Genomic DNA, 13845 nt, shown 5'->3' with positions numbered 1-13845 from the left:
TCGGGAGCCAGGGACGTCAGGGGGTGGTGGGGAGGCGGGAGCGGTGGGCGGCGACGCGGGCGCGGGTGGCGCAGCGGGTGCCGCAGTAGCGACGTGGGCTGCCGCCGCCCAGGTCCAGGTACGGCCGCCCGCACCCCGCCGCCGCGCACAACCCGCCCGGGACGCGCTGATGATCGGCGAGCAGCACCGCCAGGGCCATCGCCGAGGAGGCCAGGAACCACTCGGCCCACGGCGCGTCGTCGCCGCTGTCGACATGGACATGCCAGGACGTCGTGCCCGCGTGGCTGGTCAGCCGGGGCGGCCGGGCCGACTCCGACAGCAGCCGGTTGAGCAGGTCCGCCGCCTCCCCGGCGTCGCGGGCCCCGAGCACGTCGCGCAGCCGGGCCGCCACCGCGCGCATCGCGGCCACGTCGGAGTCGCCGAGGCGCAGGTCGCCGTGCTCGCCGTGGCGGCGCAGGACGTGGGTCACCGAGGCGGCCGTCGGCTGTCCGTGCAGCAGCTCCGTGCACAGCTCGACGGCTCTGACGGCCATCGCCCTGGTCGAGTGAACCTCCACGCGGCAAGCGTATCCACGGCGGGGCTCCCCCTGCCCGCGCCGTGGACCGCGATCCCGGGTCAGCCGCCGCAGGCGGCGAAGACGAAGGTGTCCTTGAGCACGGTGTACCGGTCCCTGACCCGTACGGCGCCCGTCCCGGTGTCGATCTGCACGATCGTCATCCTGGACGACCCGGACACCAGGTGCAGCGTGACCTGCGTGTCGCCGGTCCAGTCGATCATGCTGAGGTCGCCGGCCGGCAGCTTGATCTTCTTGCGTCCGGTGACCTCGTCGGTGGCCAGGTCGTAGGTGAGCAGTTCGGTCTTCTTCCCGCGGATCACGACGGCCGCCGTGTGCCCGTCGCCGGCCAGCGCCTGCGGGCCGTTGGCGGCCACGACCTGCGGCGGCGTGGCACGGACGAGCTGCTCGCCCGTCTCGTCGCGGACGACCAGGTCGGTGACGGAGTCGTCGGAGTCGATCGTGGACAGCACCTCGTCGCCGTCGCCGCTGAAGCCCAGGACGGTCTCGTCCGCGGGCACGGTGCCGAGCAGGGCGCCGGTGGCCGTGTCGAAGATCCTGGCGTCGGCGGGCTTCTCGCTCCCGATCACGACGGCCAGCCGCGCGCCGTCGTCGGACAGCTGCAGCGTCACCTCGTTCTGGGCGACCCGCGGCAGCGCGTCCTTGGGCAGCAGGGTGACGCCGCCGCCGAGGACGCGTACGGCCAGGCGCCCGCCCTTGGTGAAGTACGCCACGCGCTGCCCGTCGCCGCTGACCGCGATCGGCGCCGGCGAGTCGACGACGGACCGTCGCCGGGCGTCGAGCGCGACGACCTGGGCGTCGGGCAGCGTCATGCGCCCGCCGTCGTGCATGACGAGCCGCCACTGCCCGCAGGGCCTGGAGGCGCCGTCCTTGCCGGGGCAGCCCTTGACGGAGGCGTACCGGATGCTGTCGTGACCGTGGTGCGGCGCCGCCTGGGCGGCGGCCGGCACGGCGGCGAGGGTGAGCAGGGCCGCGGCGAGCAATGGGACGATTCTCATGGTGATCATTCCCCCGGGAACACGATGGTGTGGGAGTCGGGGCCCACCTTGTAGGTGTCCGTACGGCGGGCCTGGCCGGAAGCGGGGTCGACGGTGAGCACCCGTACCACCGTCGACTTCGTGGTGCCGCTGTCGTAGGAGTAGGCGACGAGCGTGCCGTCAGGCGCCCAGCGGGCGTGGTCGGGCGGGGTGTCGCTGGTCAGGGGGAGGTTCACGCCGTCGGAGAGCCGCGCGGTCTCCAGGTCGTAGGTGCGCGTCCTGGGCGGGGTCCCGCGGCCGGGGTCGCCGGAGCTGAACGCGGCGACGGTGTGCCCGTCGGAGGACAGCGCGAGGGCGACGGCGTTGGCGACGAACTGCGGGGCCGGGCTCCTGAGCGTGCGGCCGTCGAGCCCGTGGGAGTAGAGCCATTTGGTGCCGTCGCTCAGGTCGCGGGTGGCCAGCACCTCGTCCCCGTCGCCGCTGAAGCCGGCCGGGTCGCCCTTGACGGTCAGGCGGGTGATCCGGCCGGTGGCCAGGGTGAGCACCTTGACGTGTCCCTTGCCGCCGGCGAGGACCCGGTCGCCCACCGGGGACAGGAACAGCGCGCCGTCCTCGCCGCCGGGCCGGAAGGAGCTGGGCAGCTCCCTGACCGGGCCGCCGGCCGCCGCCCGTACGACGAGGCGGTGGTCGCGGGCCCGCTGGTAGACGATCGTCCGGCCGTCGCCGCTGAGGGCGAACAGCGAGGTCGCGCGGCCCTTGGCGCGGGCGGCGGAGTCGCTCACGGTGACCTTGCGGCCGTCCCGTAAGAGCAGGTGCCAGGGGCCGCACGGGGACGTCCCCTCGACGGGGAGTTCGCAGGTGGTGACCCAGGCCGCGCGAGCCTGCGGCGGCCCGGTGTGCGCGGATGCGGCGGCCGGAAGCCCGAGCCCGCCGACGACCGCCGGCGCGAGGAGCGCGACGGCCGCTGAGGATTGCCTCATGAGTGGTGATCCTTTCGCTCACCTGGTTAGACCCATGGGCACGGTGGCGAGTTGGTCACATGTAGGCCACGCTTCAGGGCAGCGGACGGCGCCCCGCGAAGCCCAGATCCGTACGGTGGTACCAGGCGAGCTCGGGCTCCCCCTCGATCCAGCACAGCCGCACCGACGCCCCGCCGAGCACCGAGGGGAAGTCGATCAGCAGCGGCGCGATGCCCTTGACCTCGATCCCCTGTTCGCTCCAGCCGGTCAGCGTCTCCTGGATGCGCGCCTCGATGGCCTTGATCTCGGGCAGCCCGCCGAGCTGCGACCCGCCGGCGGCCTCCCGGTCGAAGGCGATCTCGGCCAGGTCGGCGCGGCCCGCGACGATCTCGCGCGCCTCGGCGATGATGCCGGGCAGCAGGGCACGCGCCTCGTCCAGGGTGAAGATCCGGTCCATGCGGAAAACGCTACCCGTTCGGCTGGTAGGCGTGGATGAGAAGCCGCTCGGCCTCGTCGAAGTAGTCGTCGAGGCAGGCCGCCGCCTCCTCGGTGCGGCCGGCCTCCAGCAGGGCGAGCAGCTCGCGGTTGCGGCCGATGAACGGCTCGTGGAAGGCGCGCGGGTTGTCCATCACGTGGAAGACCAGGCGCAGCTCGGCCAGGAGCTGCCGCATGGCCTCGTCGAGGCGCGGGCTGCCGTGCAGGCCGACGAGGGCCTGGTGGAAGCGGATGTTGGCGGTGCCGACGCCCTGCCAGTCGCCCTGGGCGGCGGCCCGTTCGGCGTCGCGCACGGCCTCCCCGATGAGCGTGAGCGCCTGCCGTGACGCCGCGCGCCGGACGGCGGCCCCTTCGAGCACCCGCCGCATCGTGTAGAGGTCGGAGACGTCCTCCACGGACGGGAGCCGGACGAAGACGCCCCTGTTGAGCCGGTGGTCGAGCAGGCGTTCGTGGCCGAGCAGGCGGAACGCCTCGCGCAGCGTGTTGCGGGAGACGCCGAGCCCTTCGGAGATGGCCTCCTCCGACAGCCGCTCACCCGGCGGGAAGGCGCCCTCGATGATGTTGTCGCGGAGGATGTCGGCCACGCGCTCGGCCGTGCTGCTGCGGCTCAGTCTCGACCGGTGCCGGGCGAGGTCCGCGACCACGTCTTCCACGTTCGCCAGGGAATCATGGAGCAAACCTCTTGTCGAATTGTTCAACAATCCTTACGTTGAAACTATCCCCTCGACCATCTGGGAGCCTTCGATGTCAAGCTCCGCGCACCAGACCCGCCGGGTGATCCTCGCCGCTCTCATCGGCACGTCCCTGGAGTGGTACGACTTCTTCCTCTACACCACCGCCGCGACGCTGGTCTTCGGCAAGCTGTTCTTCCCGACGCTCGACCCGCTCAACGCGACGCTGGCGGCCCTGACGACCAACGCCGTCGCGTTCGTCGCCCGGCCGCTCGGCGGCGTGGTGTTCGGCCACTTCGGCGACCGGGCGGGCCGCAAGACCGTGCTGGTCGTGACGCTGCTGCTGATGGGCCTCTCGACGTTCCTCATCGGCGTGCTTCCCGGCTATGCGAGCGTGGGGGTGGCCGCGCCGGTCCTGCTGGCCGTGCTCCGCTTCGTCCAGGGCTTCGGGCTCGGCGGCGAGTGGGGCGGCGCGGTGATCATGTCGCTGGAGCACGGCGACAGCAGGCGGCGCGGCTTCAACGCGAGCTGGCCGCAGGTCGGCGTCCCTGCCGGGTACGTGCTGGCCACCGGCCTGCTCGCGATCCTGTCCTTCAGCCTGTCGGACGCGGCCTTCCAGGCGTGGGGATGGCGGGTGCTGTTCCTGCTGTCGGGCGTGCTGGTGTTCGTCGGGCTGTGGGTGCGGACGCGGATCACCGAGTCGCCGCTGTTCTCCCGCGTCGAGAGGCACGGCGGCACGGCCAGGATGCCGCTGGTGGAGGTGGTGCGCACGCATCCGCGGGCCCTGCTGTCGGCCTTCACCGCGCGCATCGGCGTGGACGTGGCGTTCTACACCTTCACCGCGTACATCATCGTCTACCTCACCGGGCAGCTGAAGGTGGAGCGGTCGGTGGCGCTGTACGCGGTGCTGATCGGCTCGGCGCTGCAGCTCGGGCTGATCCCGCTGTTCGGCGCGCTGTCGGACCGGCTGGGCCGGCGGCCGGTCTACTTCGCGGGCGTGCTGGCGGCGGCCGTGTGGGTGTTCGCGTTCTTCCCGCTGCTGGACACGAAGTCGTTCCCGCTGATCGTGCTGGCGGCGGTGGTCGCGCTGGTCGCCCACGCCGCCATGTACGGCCCGCAGGCCGCCTTCATCGCCGAGCTGTTCAGCACCCGGCTGCGCTACAGCGGCGCCTCCATGGGCTACCAGGTGGCCGGGATCGTCGGCGGCGCGCTGGCCCCGCTCATCGCGCTCAAGCTCTTCGACCTGTACGGCACCACCCTCGCCGTGTCCCTGTACGTGGTTGTCGCGCTGGCCGTCACCGCCGTAGGTTTGGCCATCGCCCCGGAAACCCGCGACCTGGACCTCGCCGCCGGCGAGAGCGGCACCGCCAGGAGGCTGCCCGGCCAGGTGGGCCCCTTCGCCTGAGGCGGAGGGAGGCGGGAACGCCGCGAAGGCGTGGGCGGCGGCTGCCACCGCCGCCCACGCGGGCCGTTCAGACGAGCTGCTCAGACGGCGGTCTCGGGCTCGGTCACCCGGCGGCGCCTGCGCCAGTCGCCCTTGAACGCCGCCATCGAGGCCAGGAACACGACCTGCCCGGCCAGCGCCACGGTGAGCCAGGTGCCCCAGCCGCCCGCGGCCACCACCATGGGCGAGACGACCAGCAGCACCACGATCATGACGCGGACGACCATGCCCCAGATGCCCAGCGCCGAGCCCTGCAGGCGCGACTCGACGTCCTCGGCGTTCTCGGAGAAGTTGGCCATCCACGGGACGTACGCGACGCCCATGAACAGGAAGAGCAGCGCGTAGACGGCGGTGACGTGTCCCGGGGAGACGCCGGGGCCGACCAGGCCGATGAAGTAGGCCAGGGTGAGCACGGTCAGCGCGGTGCCGGCGGCCGTGAACGGCTTGCGCAGCCGCAGCCGGTCGGAGACCCGTCCGACGACCACGACGGCGACCGCGTTGAGCACGATGCCGAGCGCCACGACCCGGTTGGCCCCCGCCGGCTCCAGGCCGAACGCCTCCACCAGGATGGTCTGACCGAAGATCGCGAACGTCCAGTAGAGCACCTGCCAGCCGGTGTTGCCCAGGACGTGGGCCCACAGGTGGGGATGCCGGAACAGCTCGCGCACCCGTCCCGCGTCGACCTTCTCCTCGACGGCGACGGCCTCCTCGGCGTCGAGCACCTGGGCCCGCAGCGCCGCCGACGGCTCGGCGATCTTCCAGACGATGACCGCGCACATGGCCAGCGACACGACGCCCATGATGATCGCCTGCGACTGCCAGGCGTTGTCGAACAGCGGCAGCGTGAACCCGGCGATGAACGAGGCCAGGAAGGAGGCCCCCACCGGCCCCCACGTCCAGAACGCGAACGCCTGGGCCCGCCCGAGACGCGGGGAGAAGTCGCGGACGAGGGAGGCGGTGATGGTGATGCCCGCGCCCTCGATGAACAACATCAGGCAGCGCACCCAGAACAGGCCCGCCACGGTGTCCACGGTGGCCAGCAGGAAGTTGCAGGCGGCCGTGACGGTGAGGGTGGGCACCAGGAGCGTGACGCGTCCCCAACGGTCGGACAGGATGCCTCCGACGCCGGCCGACAGGCCGCCGATCAGGACCGATCCCGCGGCGAGCAGGCCATAGACCGTGAGCGACATGCCCAGGTCCTTCATCAGCAGCGGCAGGATCGTGGCGAGCGTGGTCTCGAAGTTGGCCACCAGGCTCGCCAGCACGGCTATCGCCAGCAGGAAGATCCGCCGGCGACCGACCGGGTACACGCTCAGCTCGCGGACATAGAACGGCTTCATTCCCATCCTCCGGGGACGGTGTGTGACGGTCGCTCTAGAACGCGTTTCTAGTTGCCTCAGGGTTTCCCTTTTCAAGGTGTCCGTCAACGGCGACGGCGGTCACGATGTGATCTCGATCACACCCCTTCCCCCTTGTGACGGATTCGCTCCCGATTCGCAGAACAACCTCCCCCGAATAGGCATAAAATGCGCGCCTGTGAGCCTGCCTGTACGTGAACGTTCCCCCCGGCCCGGCGGCGGCCGGCACCGTCGCCCCGTGCCCACGTCCCTGCCGCCGGACGCGCCCATGCTCGTGCTGGCCACCCCCGGCGGCACCGGCGGCGTGGCCGAAGAGATCGCGGCCGTGGTGCGGGTCGACAACCCGCAGATCGAGGTGCGGCTGACCGCCGTCGCCGACCTGGCAGACTCGCTGCCCTCGGGCCGCGACGCCGTCGTGGTGCCCCTGCTCACCTGGGACGACCCGGTCGTCATGGCCGAGATCGGCAAGGCCATCGCGGCCAGCGGCTCCGGCGCGGTCGCCACCGAGGCGCTCGGCCCCCACCCGCTGCTCGCCGAGGCCCTGCACATCAGGCTGGCCGAGCGCGGCCTGGCCAGGGCCGACCGCGTCCGCCTGCTCAACGTCTCCAGCCCCGTCGACGCCGTCATCCTCGGCACGGTGGGCGGCGAGCGCGCGGTGCACGCCGTCCAGGCCACGGCCGTGCTGCTGGCCTCCAGGCTCACGCTGCCGGTCGTCGCCGCCTCGCTCGACAGCGCGCCCGGCGTGGACGTCGCCGCCCAGCGCCTGCGCGCCGCCGGGGCCGAACGGCTGGCCATCGCGCCCTGCCTGATCGGCCACGAGGCCCCCGCGGAGATCGTGGAGCGCGCCGCCACCGCCGTCGAGGCCGGTCATGCCGAGCCGCTCGGCGCCCACAGCGCCGTCGCCGAACTTGTCGCGCGGGCTTACGGCAGTCAGCTCGCGACTTGACACCCTTGTAAAGATCACTACAGTCGCGTTACCTTCTGCGCATGCGGCGCGTGATGGTCATCGGCGAGCGAATCGGACTCCGTGACGTCACCGACGCCGACGTCGTCCCGCTGCACTCCGTGTACGGCGATCCGGCGGCCACGCAGTACATGCCGTTCGCGCCGCGCAGCGTGCAGGAGGTCGCCGCCCTGGTCGGCCAGGCCGTCGAGGCGGCCGCCGCCGACCCGCGCCACCTCTACGTGCTGGCCGTGGTCGACGCCGACCGCCGGCACGTGCTCGGCGTGGCCCGCCTGAAGATCGACCCCGACCTGCCCCACAGCGCCGAGATCGGCTTCGGCCTCCATCCCGACCAGTGGGGCCGCGGCATCGGCACCGACCTCGTACGGCTGTTGCTGTCGTTCGGCTTCAAGCAGCTCGGGCTGCACCGCGTCTGGGGCGCCAGGTCTCCCGCCAACCTGCCCGCCCAGCTCGCCATGCTGACCGCCGGCATGGTCGAGGAGGGGCTGATCCGGCACCACGTGCACACCCCGCACGGCTGGCGCGACTCCATCGTGCACGCGGCGCTCCAGGACGAGTGGACCGAGCGGTAGACGGCGAGTGGCGAAGAGCGGAATTGTCGGTGGCACGTCCTACGATGAGCCTCCTCACGGAGGGATAGCCGCATGCCTGACTCGCTGATCGTGCCCCTGTTCGTCACCACCGACCTCCCGCCGCACGCGGACCTGGCCGAGTTCGGTGAGCTGCTGGCCCGCACGGCGCGGGTGCTCGGCCCCGACGGCTACGAGGCGTCCCTGTCCGGCAACGTGTTCTGGCTCGACCGGCCCGTGCTGCCTGGGCAGCAGCCCGTCGCCGACGACGAGCTGCGCTTCGCCGGGATGCTCGGCCACCTCGCCGTGTCCGTCCCCGCCGCCGTGTCCGACCCCGCCGTGTCCGTCCCCGCCCGGCCCGGCCGCGACGTCCGGGAGGTCGTGCGTGACGTGCGGCGGGCGATCGGCGCGGCGGTGACCGAGCGCTACGGCGACGTGGGCGCGGCGCCCGCCGTGTTCGCGATCCGCGACCGTGACGTGCGCGAGCGCACCCCCGACTCGGCCCTGGCGGTCGCCATCCGGCCCGCCGCCGAGCTGGTCGGCGCGGCCCGGTGAGGAGACCCCGCCGCGGGGGTAGTGCAGAGGCATGCTCTTTGGCCAAGAACACGTGCAGCGCTATCAGGCGACCGACGGCGCGGAGGGGCACGACTGGAACAACACCACCGTCCTCCTCCTCACCACCAAGGGCCGCAACTCCGGCAGGTCGTACACCACGCCGCTGATCTACCAGCGGTTCGGGGACGACTTCCTCGTGGTCGCCTCCAAGGGCGGCGATCCCGACCATCCGCAGTGGTACAAGAACCTGCTGGCCCATCCCGACGTCGAGGTGCAGGTCAAGGGCGACCGGTTCAAGGCCCGCGCCCGCACCGCGTCCGAGGAGGAGAAGCCGGAGATGTGGCGGACGATGACCCGCACCTGGCCCCAGTACGACGAATACCAGGAGAAGACCGACCGCCAGATCCCGGTGGTCGTGCTCCAGCGCGCCACGTAGGCGTCAGGCGGTCACCAGGGCCTCGTCGGCCTCGGGAAGCCAGGAGTCCGGCGGGCGGCGCAGCCAGTGGTGGGCCCGTCCCAGCTCGGCCACAGCGGCCAGGAGCGCGGCGAGGCCCGGGTGACGCAGCTCCTGGGGATGCACCAGGTTCACCAGGCCGAACGGCACGGGCTCGGCCAGCGGCCTGGTCACCGCGCCCGGTATCCCGCCGATCCCCACGCTGGCCAGCACCGGCTCGCGATGCCGCCGCAGGTAGTGCCCCATCTCCGCGGCACCGACGGGCGCGGCGTGCGGCCGGGCCAGGCGCAGCCCGAACGCCTCGGCCAGCCGCTCCCCCAGGTCGCTCCACTCCCGCGTGCCGGCGTTCCCGGCCATGACGTGTTCGGGCTGCCGAGGCTGCCGGGTGCGTGCCGCTGCCTGCTCGACCTGCCGCACGACCCGTCCGCCCATCCCCGGGCGGGCATGGAACGCGGGGGCCCGTCCCGTTCGTTGGCCAGGCATGGCTGACATCCCCTACGACCGTAAAGAGCAGCTGAAGCAGATCGAGAGCGGCCTCCTCCCCGGCGAGCAGATCATCGCCGTCTACGACGCGATCGGCGCGGGCACCGGGTTCCTGGGGCTCACGGACCGGCGGGTGATCGTCCAGGACAAGTCGTTCGTGGGCAAGCGCATCGCGATCACCAGCATCCCGTACGGCAAGATCTCGGCGGTGAGCGTCGTGAGCAACAAGTCCCTGGCCGGCGGGTTCTTCTCCTCGGGCGCCATCGCCATCCACGTGGGCACGCACACCTACGAGGTGGACTTCCGGGGCGACAACAAGGCCCACCACGTGCACAACGTCATCCTCCACTACATTTCGCAGACCTGATCGGCGTCACGCGCGGTCTCCTGGGCAGGGTGAGCGTAATCTGCCGGTGATCGCGAAGGGGGCGAGGTGGGGCGTTCCGTACGTGCCCGTGCGGCCGGCGTCGGCATGCTGGTGGCGCTCTCGGCCTGCGCCGCGCCTGCTGGGCGAGATGTCGCGTCCGCTCCGCCGGCGAGCCCCACGGTACCGGCGCGCTGCTCCGAGCCCGGCGGCGACGACCTGCGGGCCGAGCCCGTACGGTCGCCGTGGCGGGCGATCCCGGCGGGCGAGGGGCACGGCACGCTCGACCGGCTCGCCGTCTCCGCCGACGGGGCGGTGTGGGCGGTGCGTTCCGTCCAGCGGGAGACGTCCGCCGGGATGGAGACGACGCCCGGCGGGCTCAGCCGATGGGACGGCGCCCTCTGGCGGACGTACGCGCTGCCGTCCGGGATGACGGTCGCCGCCGTCGGAGCGGTCTCCGGCGAGCGGGCGTGGGCCTTCGGGACCGGCGAGGACGAGCGTCCCGGCCTGGTCGCCGGCGTCGCGGACGGCGCCGTGAGCGCCCCCACGGCACCCGAGGAGGCCGCCTCCGCCATCGGTCTGCACGGCACCGCCGCGAGCGGCCCGTGGGCGGTGTCCGGGCACGACGCGCTGCGCTGGGACGGCTCGGCCTGGCGCGCGTACCGGCTGCCCGCCCCGGCGCGGGCCCTCGGCGGCGAGGGCGCGGACATGTGGACGGTGGGCGAGACCGCGCGCGACCCCGCCGCCCGCTGGAACGGCGCCGCGTGGCAGGCGGTGCCGCTGCCCGCGTTGACCGCGCCCCGGGGCGCGGCGTCCGCCCGGACGGGGCTCGGCGACGTCGCGGTGCTCGGCCCGGACGACGTGTGGGTGGTCGGCGGGATGTCCTGGTTCCCGCCCGGCGAGTACGACGCGCAGGGCGAACCCCTGGAACGCCGGCGCCCGCTGGCGCTGCACTGGGACGGCTCGGCCTGGCGGTGCCTCTGGGGCCCGGAGGGCGCGGCCTTCACCGAGGCAGAGCCCGACGGCCGGGCGGGCCTGTGGGCGCTCGACTCGACCCGCTCCCGGCTGCACCACTACACGACCGGCCGCTGGACGACGACGAGCGTGCCCGGCACGGTCACCGCCCTGGCCCGCCGCCCCGGCACGGCCGAGGTGTACGCGGCGGGCTGGACCGGCCCCGAGGGCGCCCTGACCAGCCCCGCCCTCTGGCTCACCCGCTGACCCGGCCCCGGGGCCCGCGCTCAGGGGCGCCGCAGCGAGGCGCAGAGGTCGAGGGTGCGGGCTCAGGGGCGTCGCAGCGAGGTGTAGAGGTCGAGGGTGCGACGGGCGATGCGCTCCCAGGAGAAGTGCTCGACGGCCCTGACCCGGCCCGCGCGGCCCATCGCGGCCGCCCGTGCCGGGTCGGCCAGCAGCTCGTTGACCCGCTTCGCCAGATCGGCGGCGAACGCCTCGGGGTCGTGCGGGGTGCCGTCGGGGCCCTGGTCGATCGGCACCAGCAGGCCCGTCTCGCCGTCGGCGACGACCTCGGGGATGCCGCCGGTCGCCGTGGCCACCACCGGCGTCTCGCAGGCCATCGCCTCCAGGTTGACGATGCCCATGGGCTCGTAGACCGAGGGGCAGACGAAGACCGAGGCGTGCGTGAGGAGCTGGATGACCTCGGGCTTGGGCAGCATCTCCGAGATCCAGAAGACGCCGTCGCGGTCGAGGCCGCGCACCAGCCCGGTCACCTCGGCGGCGATCTCCGGCGTGTCCGGCGCCCCCGCGCACAGGACGAGCTGGGCGGCCGGGTCGAAGGAGCGGGCGGCGTGCAGGAGGTGCACCAGGCCCTTCTGGCGGGTGATGCGGCCGACGAAGATCACGTAGGGCCGGCCGGGGTCGACGCCGTGCTTCTTCAGCACGTCGAGGCCGGGGTCGGGGGCGTACTCGGCGGTGTCGATGCCGTTGTGGATGACGGTGACCTTGCCGGGCGGGATCTCGGGGTAGGCGGCCAGCACGTCGCGCCGCATGCCCTCGGAGACCGCGATCACCGCGTCGGCCGCGGCCAGGGCGGTGCGCTCGGCCCAGGACGAGACCGTGTAGCCGCCGCCGAGCTGCTCGGCCTTCCACGGGCGCAGCGGCTCCAGGCTGTGGGTGGTGACGACGTGCGGCACGCCGTGGAGCATCTTGGCGACATGCCCGGCGAAGTTGGCGTACCAGGTATGGGAGTGGACGACGTCCGCGCCTTCGCAGGCGGCGGCCATCTCCAGGTCGACGCCGAGCACCTGGAGGGCGGCGTTGGCCCGCTCCAGGCCACCGGGCACCCGGTAGGCCGACACGCCGGGCTCCTCGCGATCGGCCCCGAAGCAGCGCACCCGGACGTCGGCCAGCTCGCGCAGCTCCCTGGCCAGGTACTCCATGTGCACCCCGGCGCCGCCGTAGACGTCCGGCGGGTACTCCCTGCTGAGCAGATCAACACGCATGCCCACGACCTTACGACGAGCCGGGCCCGGCGCCCCCTACCGAGCCGCGAGTTTCGCGGTGACCATCAACTCCGGCGCCGCACTTGTGAACCGGCGCAAGGCATAGGGAACACATCGATACAGCCCAATGTCGGTAAGTCCGGCCCGTGCTCTAGGCGGATAAGTCAGGACACGGGAGCACAGCACAGTGTGGGCTTTCGTCGATAGATCGGCCATTTACGGGTAGCGTCCTGGACATGAGGTCCCGAAGGGTGCTTGCGGTCGTGCTGGCAGGTGGAGAGGGCAAGAGGCTCATGCCGCTCACGGCGGATCGGGCCAAACCGGCGGTGCCGTTCGGGGGGATGTATCGGCTGATCGACTTCGTGCTGTCGAACCTCGCGAACGGCGGCTTCCTGAAGATCGTGGTGTTGACCCAGTACAAGAACCACAGCCTGGACAGGCACGTCTCCCGTACCTGGCGGCTGTCGGCGATGCTGGGCAACTACGTGACCCCCGTCCCCGCCCAGCAGCGGCTCGGGCCGCGCTGGTTCTCCGGCTCCGCGGACGCGCTGTTCCAGAACCTGAACCTGATCTACGACGAGATGCCGGAGCACGTGATCGTGTTCGGCGCCGACCACATCTACCGCATGGATCCGCGGCAGATGGTCGAGCAGCACGAGGACTCGGGCGCGGACGTGACGGTGGCGGCGATCCGCCAGCCGCTGTCGCTGGCCGACCAGTTCGGCGTGATCGAGACCGATCCCGAGGGCCGCCGCATCGTGGCCTTCCGGGAGAAGCCGAAGGACGCCGTGGGCCTGGCCGACTCCCCCGACGAGGTCTACGCCTCGATGGGCAACTACGTCTTCAAGACCCAGGCCATGATCGACGCGCTGCGCGAGGACGCGCTCGACCCGACCAGCAAGCACGACCTGGGCGGCAACATCATCCCGATGCTGGTCAAGTCGGGCGGCGCGGACGTCTACGACTTCAAGAACAACATCGTCCCCGGCTCCAGCGAGCGCGACCGCGGCTACTGGCGCGACGTCGGGACTCTCGACGCCTACTACGAGGCCCACATGGACCTCATCTCCGCCCACCCGATCTTCAACCTGTACAACGACAAGTGGCCGATCTTCACCGGGCACGACCCGCTGCCCCCGGCCAAGTTCGTGCACAACGACGGCGACCGGGTGGGCCGGGCGATCGACTCGCTGGTCTCCCCCGGCGTGATCGTCTCGGGCGGCATGGCGATGCGCTCGATCCTGTCGCCGAAGGTCGTGCTCCACTCGCACTCGCTGGTGGAGGACTCCGTGCTGATGGAGAACGTCAAGGTCGGCCGGGGCGCGATCGTGCGCAAGGCGATCATCGACAAGAACGTGGTGATCCCCGACGGCGCGCGCATCGGCTTCGACCTCGACTACGACCGCACCCGCTTCGCGCTGACCCGCGGCGGGGTCGTGGTCATCGGCAAGAACGAGATCGTCGACCGTTAGGGCCGGGGCGGCCGGTCCGCGAGCGCGCTCGGGGCCGGCCGGGCAGC

16 protein-coding genes are annotated in these 13845 nt (G+C 72.4%); 8 read left to right on the top strand and 8 right to left on the bottom strand.

Annotated features, from left to right (window positions below; translation table 11 throughout):
- Positions 1-16: 16 nt before the first annotated feature.
- From ACIA8R_RS07265 to ACIA8R_RS07245, 5 genes are all read right to left on the bottom strand, one after another.
- Entirely contained in the window at positions 17-556 is a 540-nt protein-coding gene (locus tag ACIA8R_RS07265; protein ID WP_357706681.1) for a CGNR zinc finger domain-containing protein, read from the bottom strand.
- A gap of 59 nt (positions 557-615) precedes the next feature.
- A complete protein-coding gene (locus ACIA8R_RS07260) occupies positions 616-1572 on the bottom strand; it encodes a hypothetical protein (RefSeq protein WP_397037087.1) in 957 nt (318 codons plus the stop codon).
- Between the two features lie 5 nt (positions 1573-1577).
- Entirely contained in the window at positions 1578-2531 is a 954-nt protein-coding gene (locus tag ACIA8R_RS07255) for a TolB family protein (protein ID WP_397037085.1), read from the bottom strand.
- A 73-nt stretch (positions 2532-2604) separates the two neighbouring features.
- Positions 2605-2967 carry a DUF2203 domain-containing protein gene (locus tag ACIA8R_RS07250; RefSeq protein WP_357706685.1) on the bottom strand — a complete coding sequence of 121 codons (363 nt, stop codon included), beginning with the start codon at positions 2965-2967 and terminating at the stop codon, positions 2605-2607.
- A gap of 10 nt (positions 2968-2977) precedes the next feature.
- Complete coding sequence (locus ACIA8R_RS07245; RefSeq protein WP_397037338.1) at positions 2978-3667, bottom strand: GntR family transcriptional regulator; 690 nt, start codon at positions 3665-3667, stop codon at positions 2978-2980.
- 82 nt (positions 3668-3749) lie between these two features.
- On the opposite strand from ACIA8R_RS07245, the gene ACIA8R_RS07240 reads away from it, so the two are divergent.
- A complete protein-coding gene (locus tag ACIA8R_RS07240) occupies positions 3750-5081 on the top strand; it encodes an MFS transporter (protein WP_397037083.1) in 1332 nt (443 codons plus the stop codon).
- A gap of 80 nt (positions 5082-5161) precedes the next feature.
- Here ACIA8R_RS07240 and ACIA8R_RS07235 read toward each other — a convergent pair whose 3' ends face one another.
- The gene (locus ACIA8R_RS07235) at positions 5162-6460 is read right to left on the bottom strand and encodes an MFS transporter (protein WP_364096328.1); all 1299 of its coding nucleotides are present in this window, start codon (positions 6458-6460) and stop codon (positions 5162-5164) included.
- Between the two features lie 256 nt (positions 6461-6716).
- Here ACIA8R_RS07235 and ACIA8R_RS07230 point away from each other — a divergent pair, with 256 nt between their 5' ends.
- From ACIA8R_RS07230 to ACIA8R_RS07215, 4 genes are all read left to right on the top strand, one after another.
- The gene (locus tag ACIA8R_RS07230) at positions 6717-7424 is read left to right on the top strand and encodes a hypothetical protein (RefSeq protein WP_357706689.1); all 708 of its coding nucleotides are present in this window, start codon (positions 6717-6719) and stop codon (positions 7422-7424) included.
- Positions 7425-7465: 41 nt separating this feature from the next.
- Positions 7466-8014, top strand: coding sequence for a GNAT family protein (locus ACIA8R_RS07225; protein ID WP_357706690.1), 549 nt, complete (start codon positions 7466-7468; stop codon positions 8012-8014).
- Positions 8015-8086: 72 nt separating this feature from the next.
- Positions 8087-8566: a hypothetical protein gene (locus ACIA8R_RS07220; RefSeq protein ID WP_397037080.1), complete on the top strand. Its 480-nt coding sequence runs from the start codon at positions 8087-8089 to the stop codon at positions 8564-8566.
- Positions 8567-8597: 31 nt separating this feature from the next.
- Positions 8598-9002, top strand: coding sequence for a nitroreductase family deazaflavin-dependent oxidoreductase (locus ACIA8R_RS07215; RefSeq protein ID WP_357706693.1), 405 nt, complete (start codon positions 8598-8600; stop codon positions 9000-9002).
- 3 nt (positions 9003-9005) lie between these two features.
- Here the strand turns inward: ACIA8R_RS07215 and ACIA8R_RS07210 are convergent, their stop codons facing one another.
- Positions 9006-9503, bottom strand: a complete 498-nt coding sequence (locus ACIA8R_RS07210; RefSeq protein WP_397037078.1) for a hypothetical protein — start codon at positions 9501-9503, stop codon at positions 9006-9008.
- Between ACIA8R_RS07210 and ACIA8R_RS07205 the strand changes: the two genes are divergently transcribed.
- Together ACIA8R_RS07205 and ACIA8R_RS07200 are read left to right on the top strand one after the other, a co-directional pair.
- The gene (locus ACIA8R_RS07205; protein WP_357706696.1) at positions 9502-9870 is read left to right on the top strand and encodes a PH domain-containing protein; all 369 of its coding nucleotides are present in this window, start codon (positions 9502-9504) and stop codon (positions 9868-9870) included. The two genes, ACIA8R_RS07210 and ACIA8R_RS07205, sit on opposite strands and share 2 nt — an antisense overlap.
- Positions 9871-9936: 66 nt before the next feature.
- Entirely contained in the window at positions 9937-11088 is a 1152-nt protein-coding gene (locus ACIA8R_RS07200; RefSeq protein WP_397037076.1) for a hypothetical protein, read from the top strand.
- Between the two features lie 62 nt (positions 11089-11150).
- On the opposite strand, the gene glgA is transcribed toward ACIA8R_RS07200, so the two are convergent.
- A complete protein-coding gene (gene glgA / locus ACIA8R_RS07195) occupies positions 11151-12326 on the bottom strand; it encodes a glycogen synthase (protein WP_397037074.1) in 1176 nt (391 codons plus the stop codon).
- Between the two features lie 236 nt (positions 12327-12562).
- Between glgA and glgC the strand changes: the two genes are divergently transcribed.
- Positions 12563-13798, top strand: coding sequence for a glucose-1-phosphate adenylyltransferase (gene glgC, locus ACIA8R_RS07190; RefSeq protein WP_352329862.1), 1236 nt, complete (start codon positions 12563-12565; stop codon positions 13796-13798).
- Positions 13799-13845 lie beyond the last annotated feature (47 nt).

The organism is Nonomuraea sp. NPDC051191 (genome assembly GCF_044455665.1).
Taxonomy (GTDB): Bacteria; Actinomycetota; Actinomycetes; order Streptosporangiales; family Streptosporangiaceae; genus Nonomuraea.
Note: the sequence above shows the minus strand (reverse complement) of the source record. Positions and strands in the feature narration are given on the sequence as shown.

What these genes read in the sequence shown, in the direction of transcription:
- ACIA8R_RS07215 (WP_357706693.1), top strand. Translation starts at nt 8,598, where the DNA reads ATGCTCTTTGGCCAAGAACACGTGCAGCGCTATCAGGCGACCGACGGC.
- ACIA8R_RS07255 (WP_397037085.1), bottom strand. Translation starts at nt 2,531, where the DNA reads ATGAGGCAATCCTCAGCGGCCGTCGCGCTCCTCGCGCCGGCGGTCGTC.
- ACIA8R_RS07240 (WP_397037083.1), top strand. Translation starts at nt 3,750, where the DNA reads ATGTCAAGCTCCGCGCACCAGACCCGCCGGGTGATCCTCGCCGCTCTC.
- ACIA8R_RS07260 (WP_397037087.1), bottom strand. Translation starts at nt 1,572, where the DNA reads ATGAGAATCGTCCCATTGCTCGCCGCGGCCCTGCTCACCCTCGCCGCC.
- glgC (WP_352329862.1), top strand. Translation starts at nt 12,563, where the DNA reads ATGAGGTCCCGAAGGGTGCTTGCGGTCGTGCTGGCAGGTGGAGAGGGC.
- glgA (WP_397037074.1), bottom strand. Translation starts at nt 12,326, where the DNA reads ATGCGTGTTGATCTGCTCAGCAGGGAGTACCCGCCGGACGTCTACGGC.
- ACIA8R_RS07210 (WP_397037078.1), bottom strand. Translation starts at nt 9,503, where the DNA reads ATGCCTGGCCAACGAACGGGACGGGCCCCCGCGTTCCATGCCCGCCCG.
- ACIA8R_RS07250 (WP_357706685.1), bottom strand. Translation starts at nt 2,967, where the DNA reads ATGGACCGGATCTTCACCCTGGACGAGGCGCGTGCCCTGCTGCCCGGC.
- ACIA8R_RS07205 (WP_357706696.1), top strand. Translation starts at nt 9,502, where the DNA reads ATGGCTGACATCCCCTACGACCGTAAAGAGCAGCTGAAGCAGATCGAG.
- ACIA8R_RS07220 (WP_397037080.1), top strand. Translation starts at nt 8,087, where the DNA reads ATGCCTGACTCGCTGATCGTGCCCCTGTTCGTCACCACCGACCTCCCG.
- ACIA8R_RS07225 (WP_357706690.1), top strand. Translation starts at nt 7,466, where the DNA reads ATGCGGCGCGTGATGGTCATCGGCGAGCGAATCGGACTCCGTGACGTC.
- ACIA8R_RS07235 (WP_364096328.1), bottom strand. Translation starts at nt 6,460, where the DNA reads ATGAAGCCGTTCTATGTCCGCGAGCTGAGCGTGTACCCGGTCGGTCGC.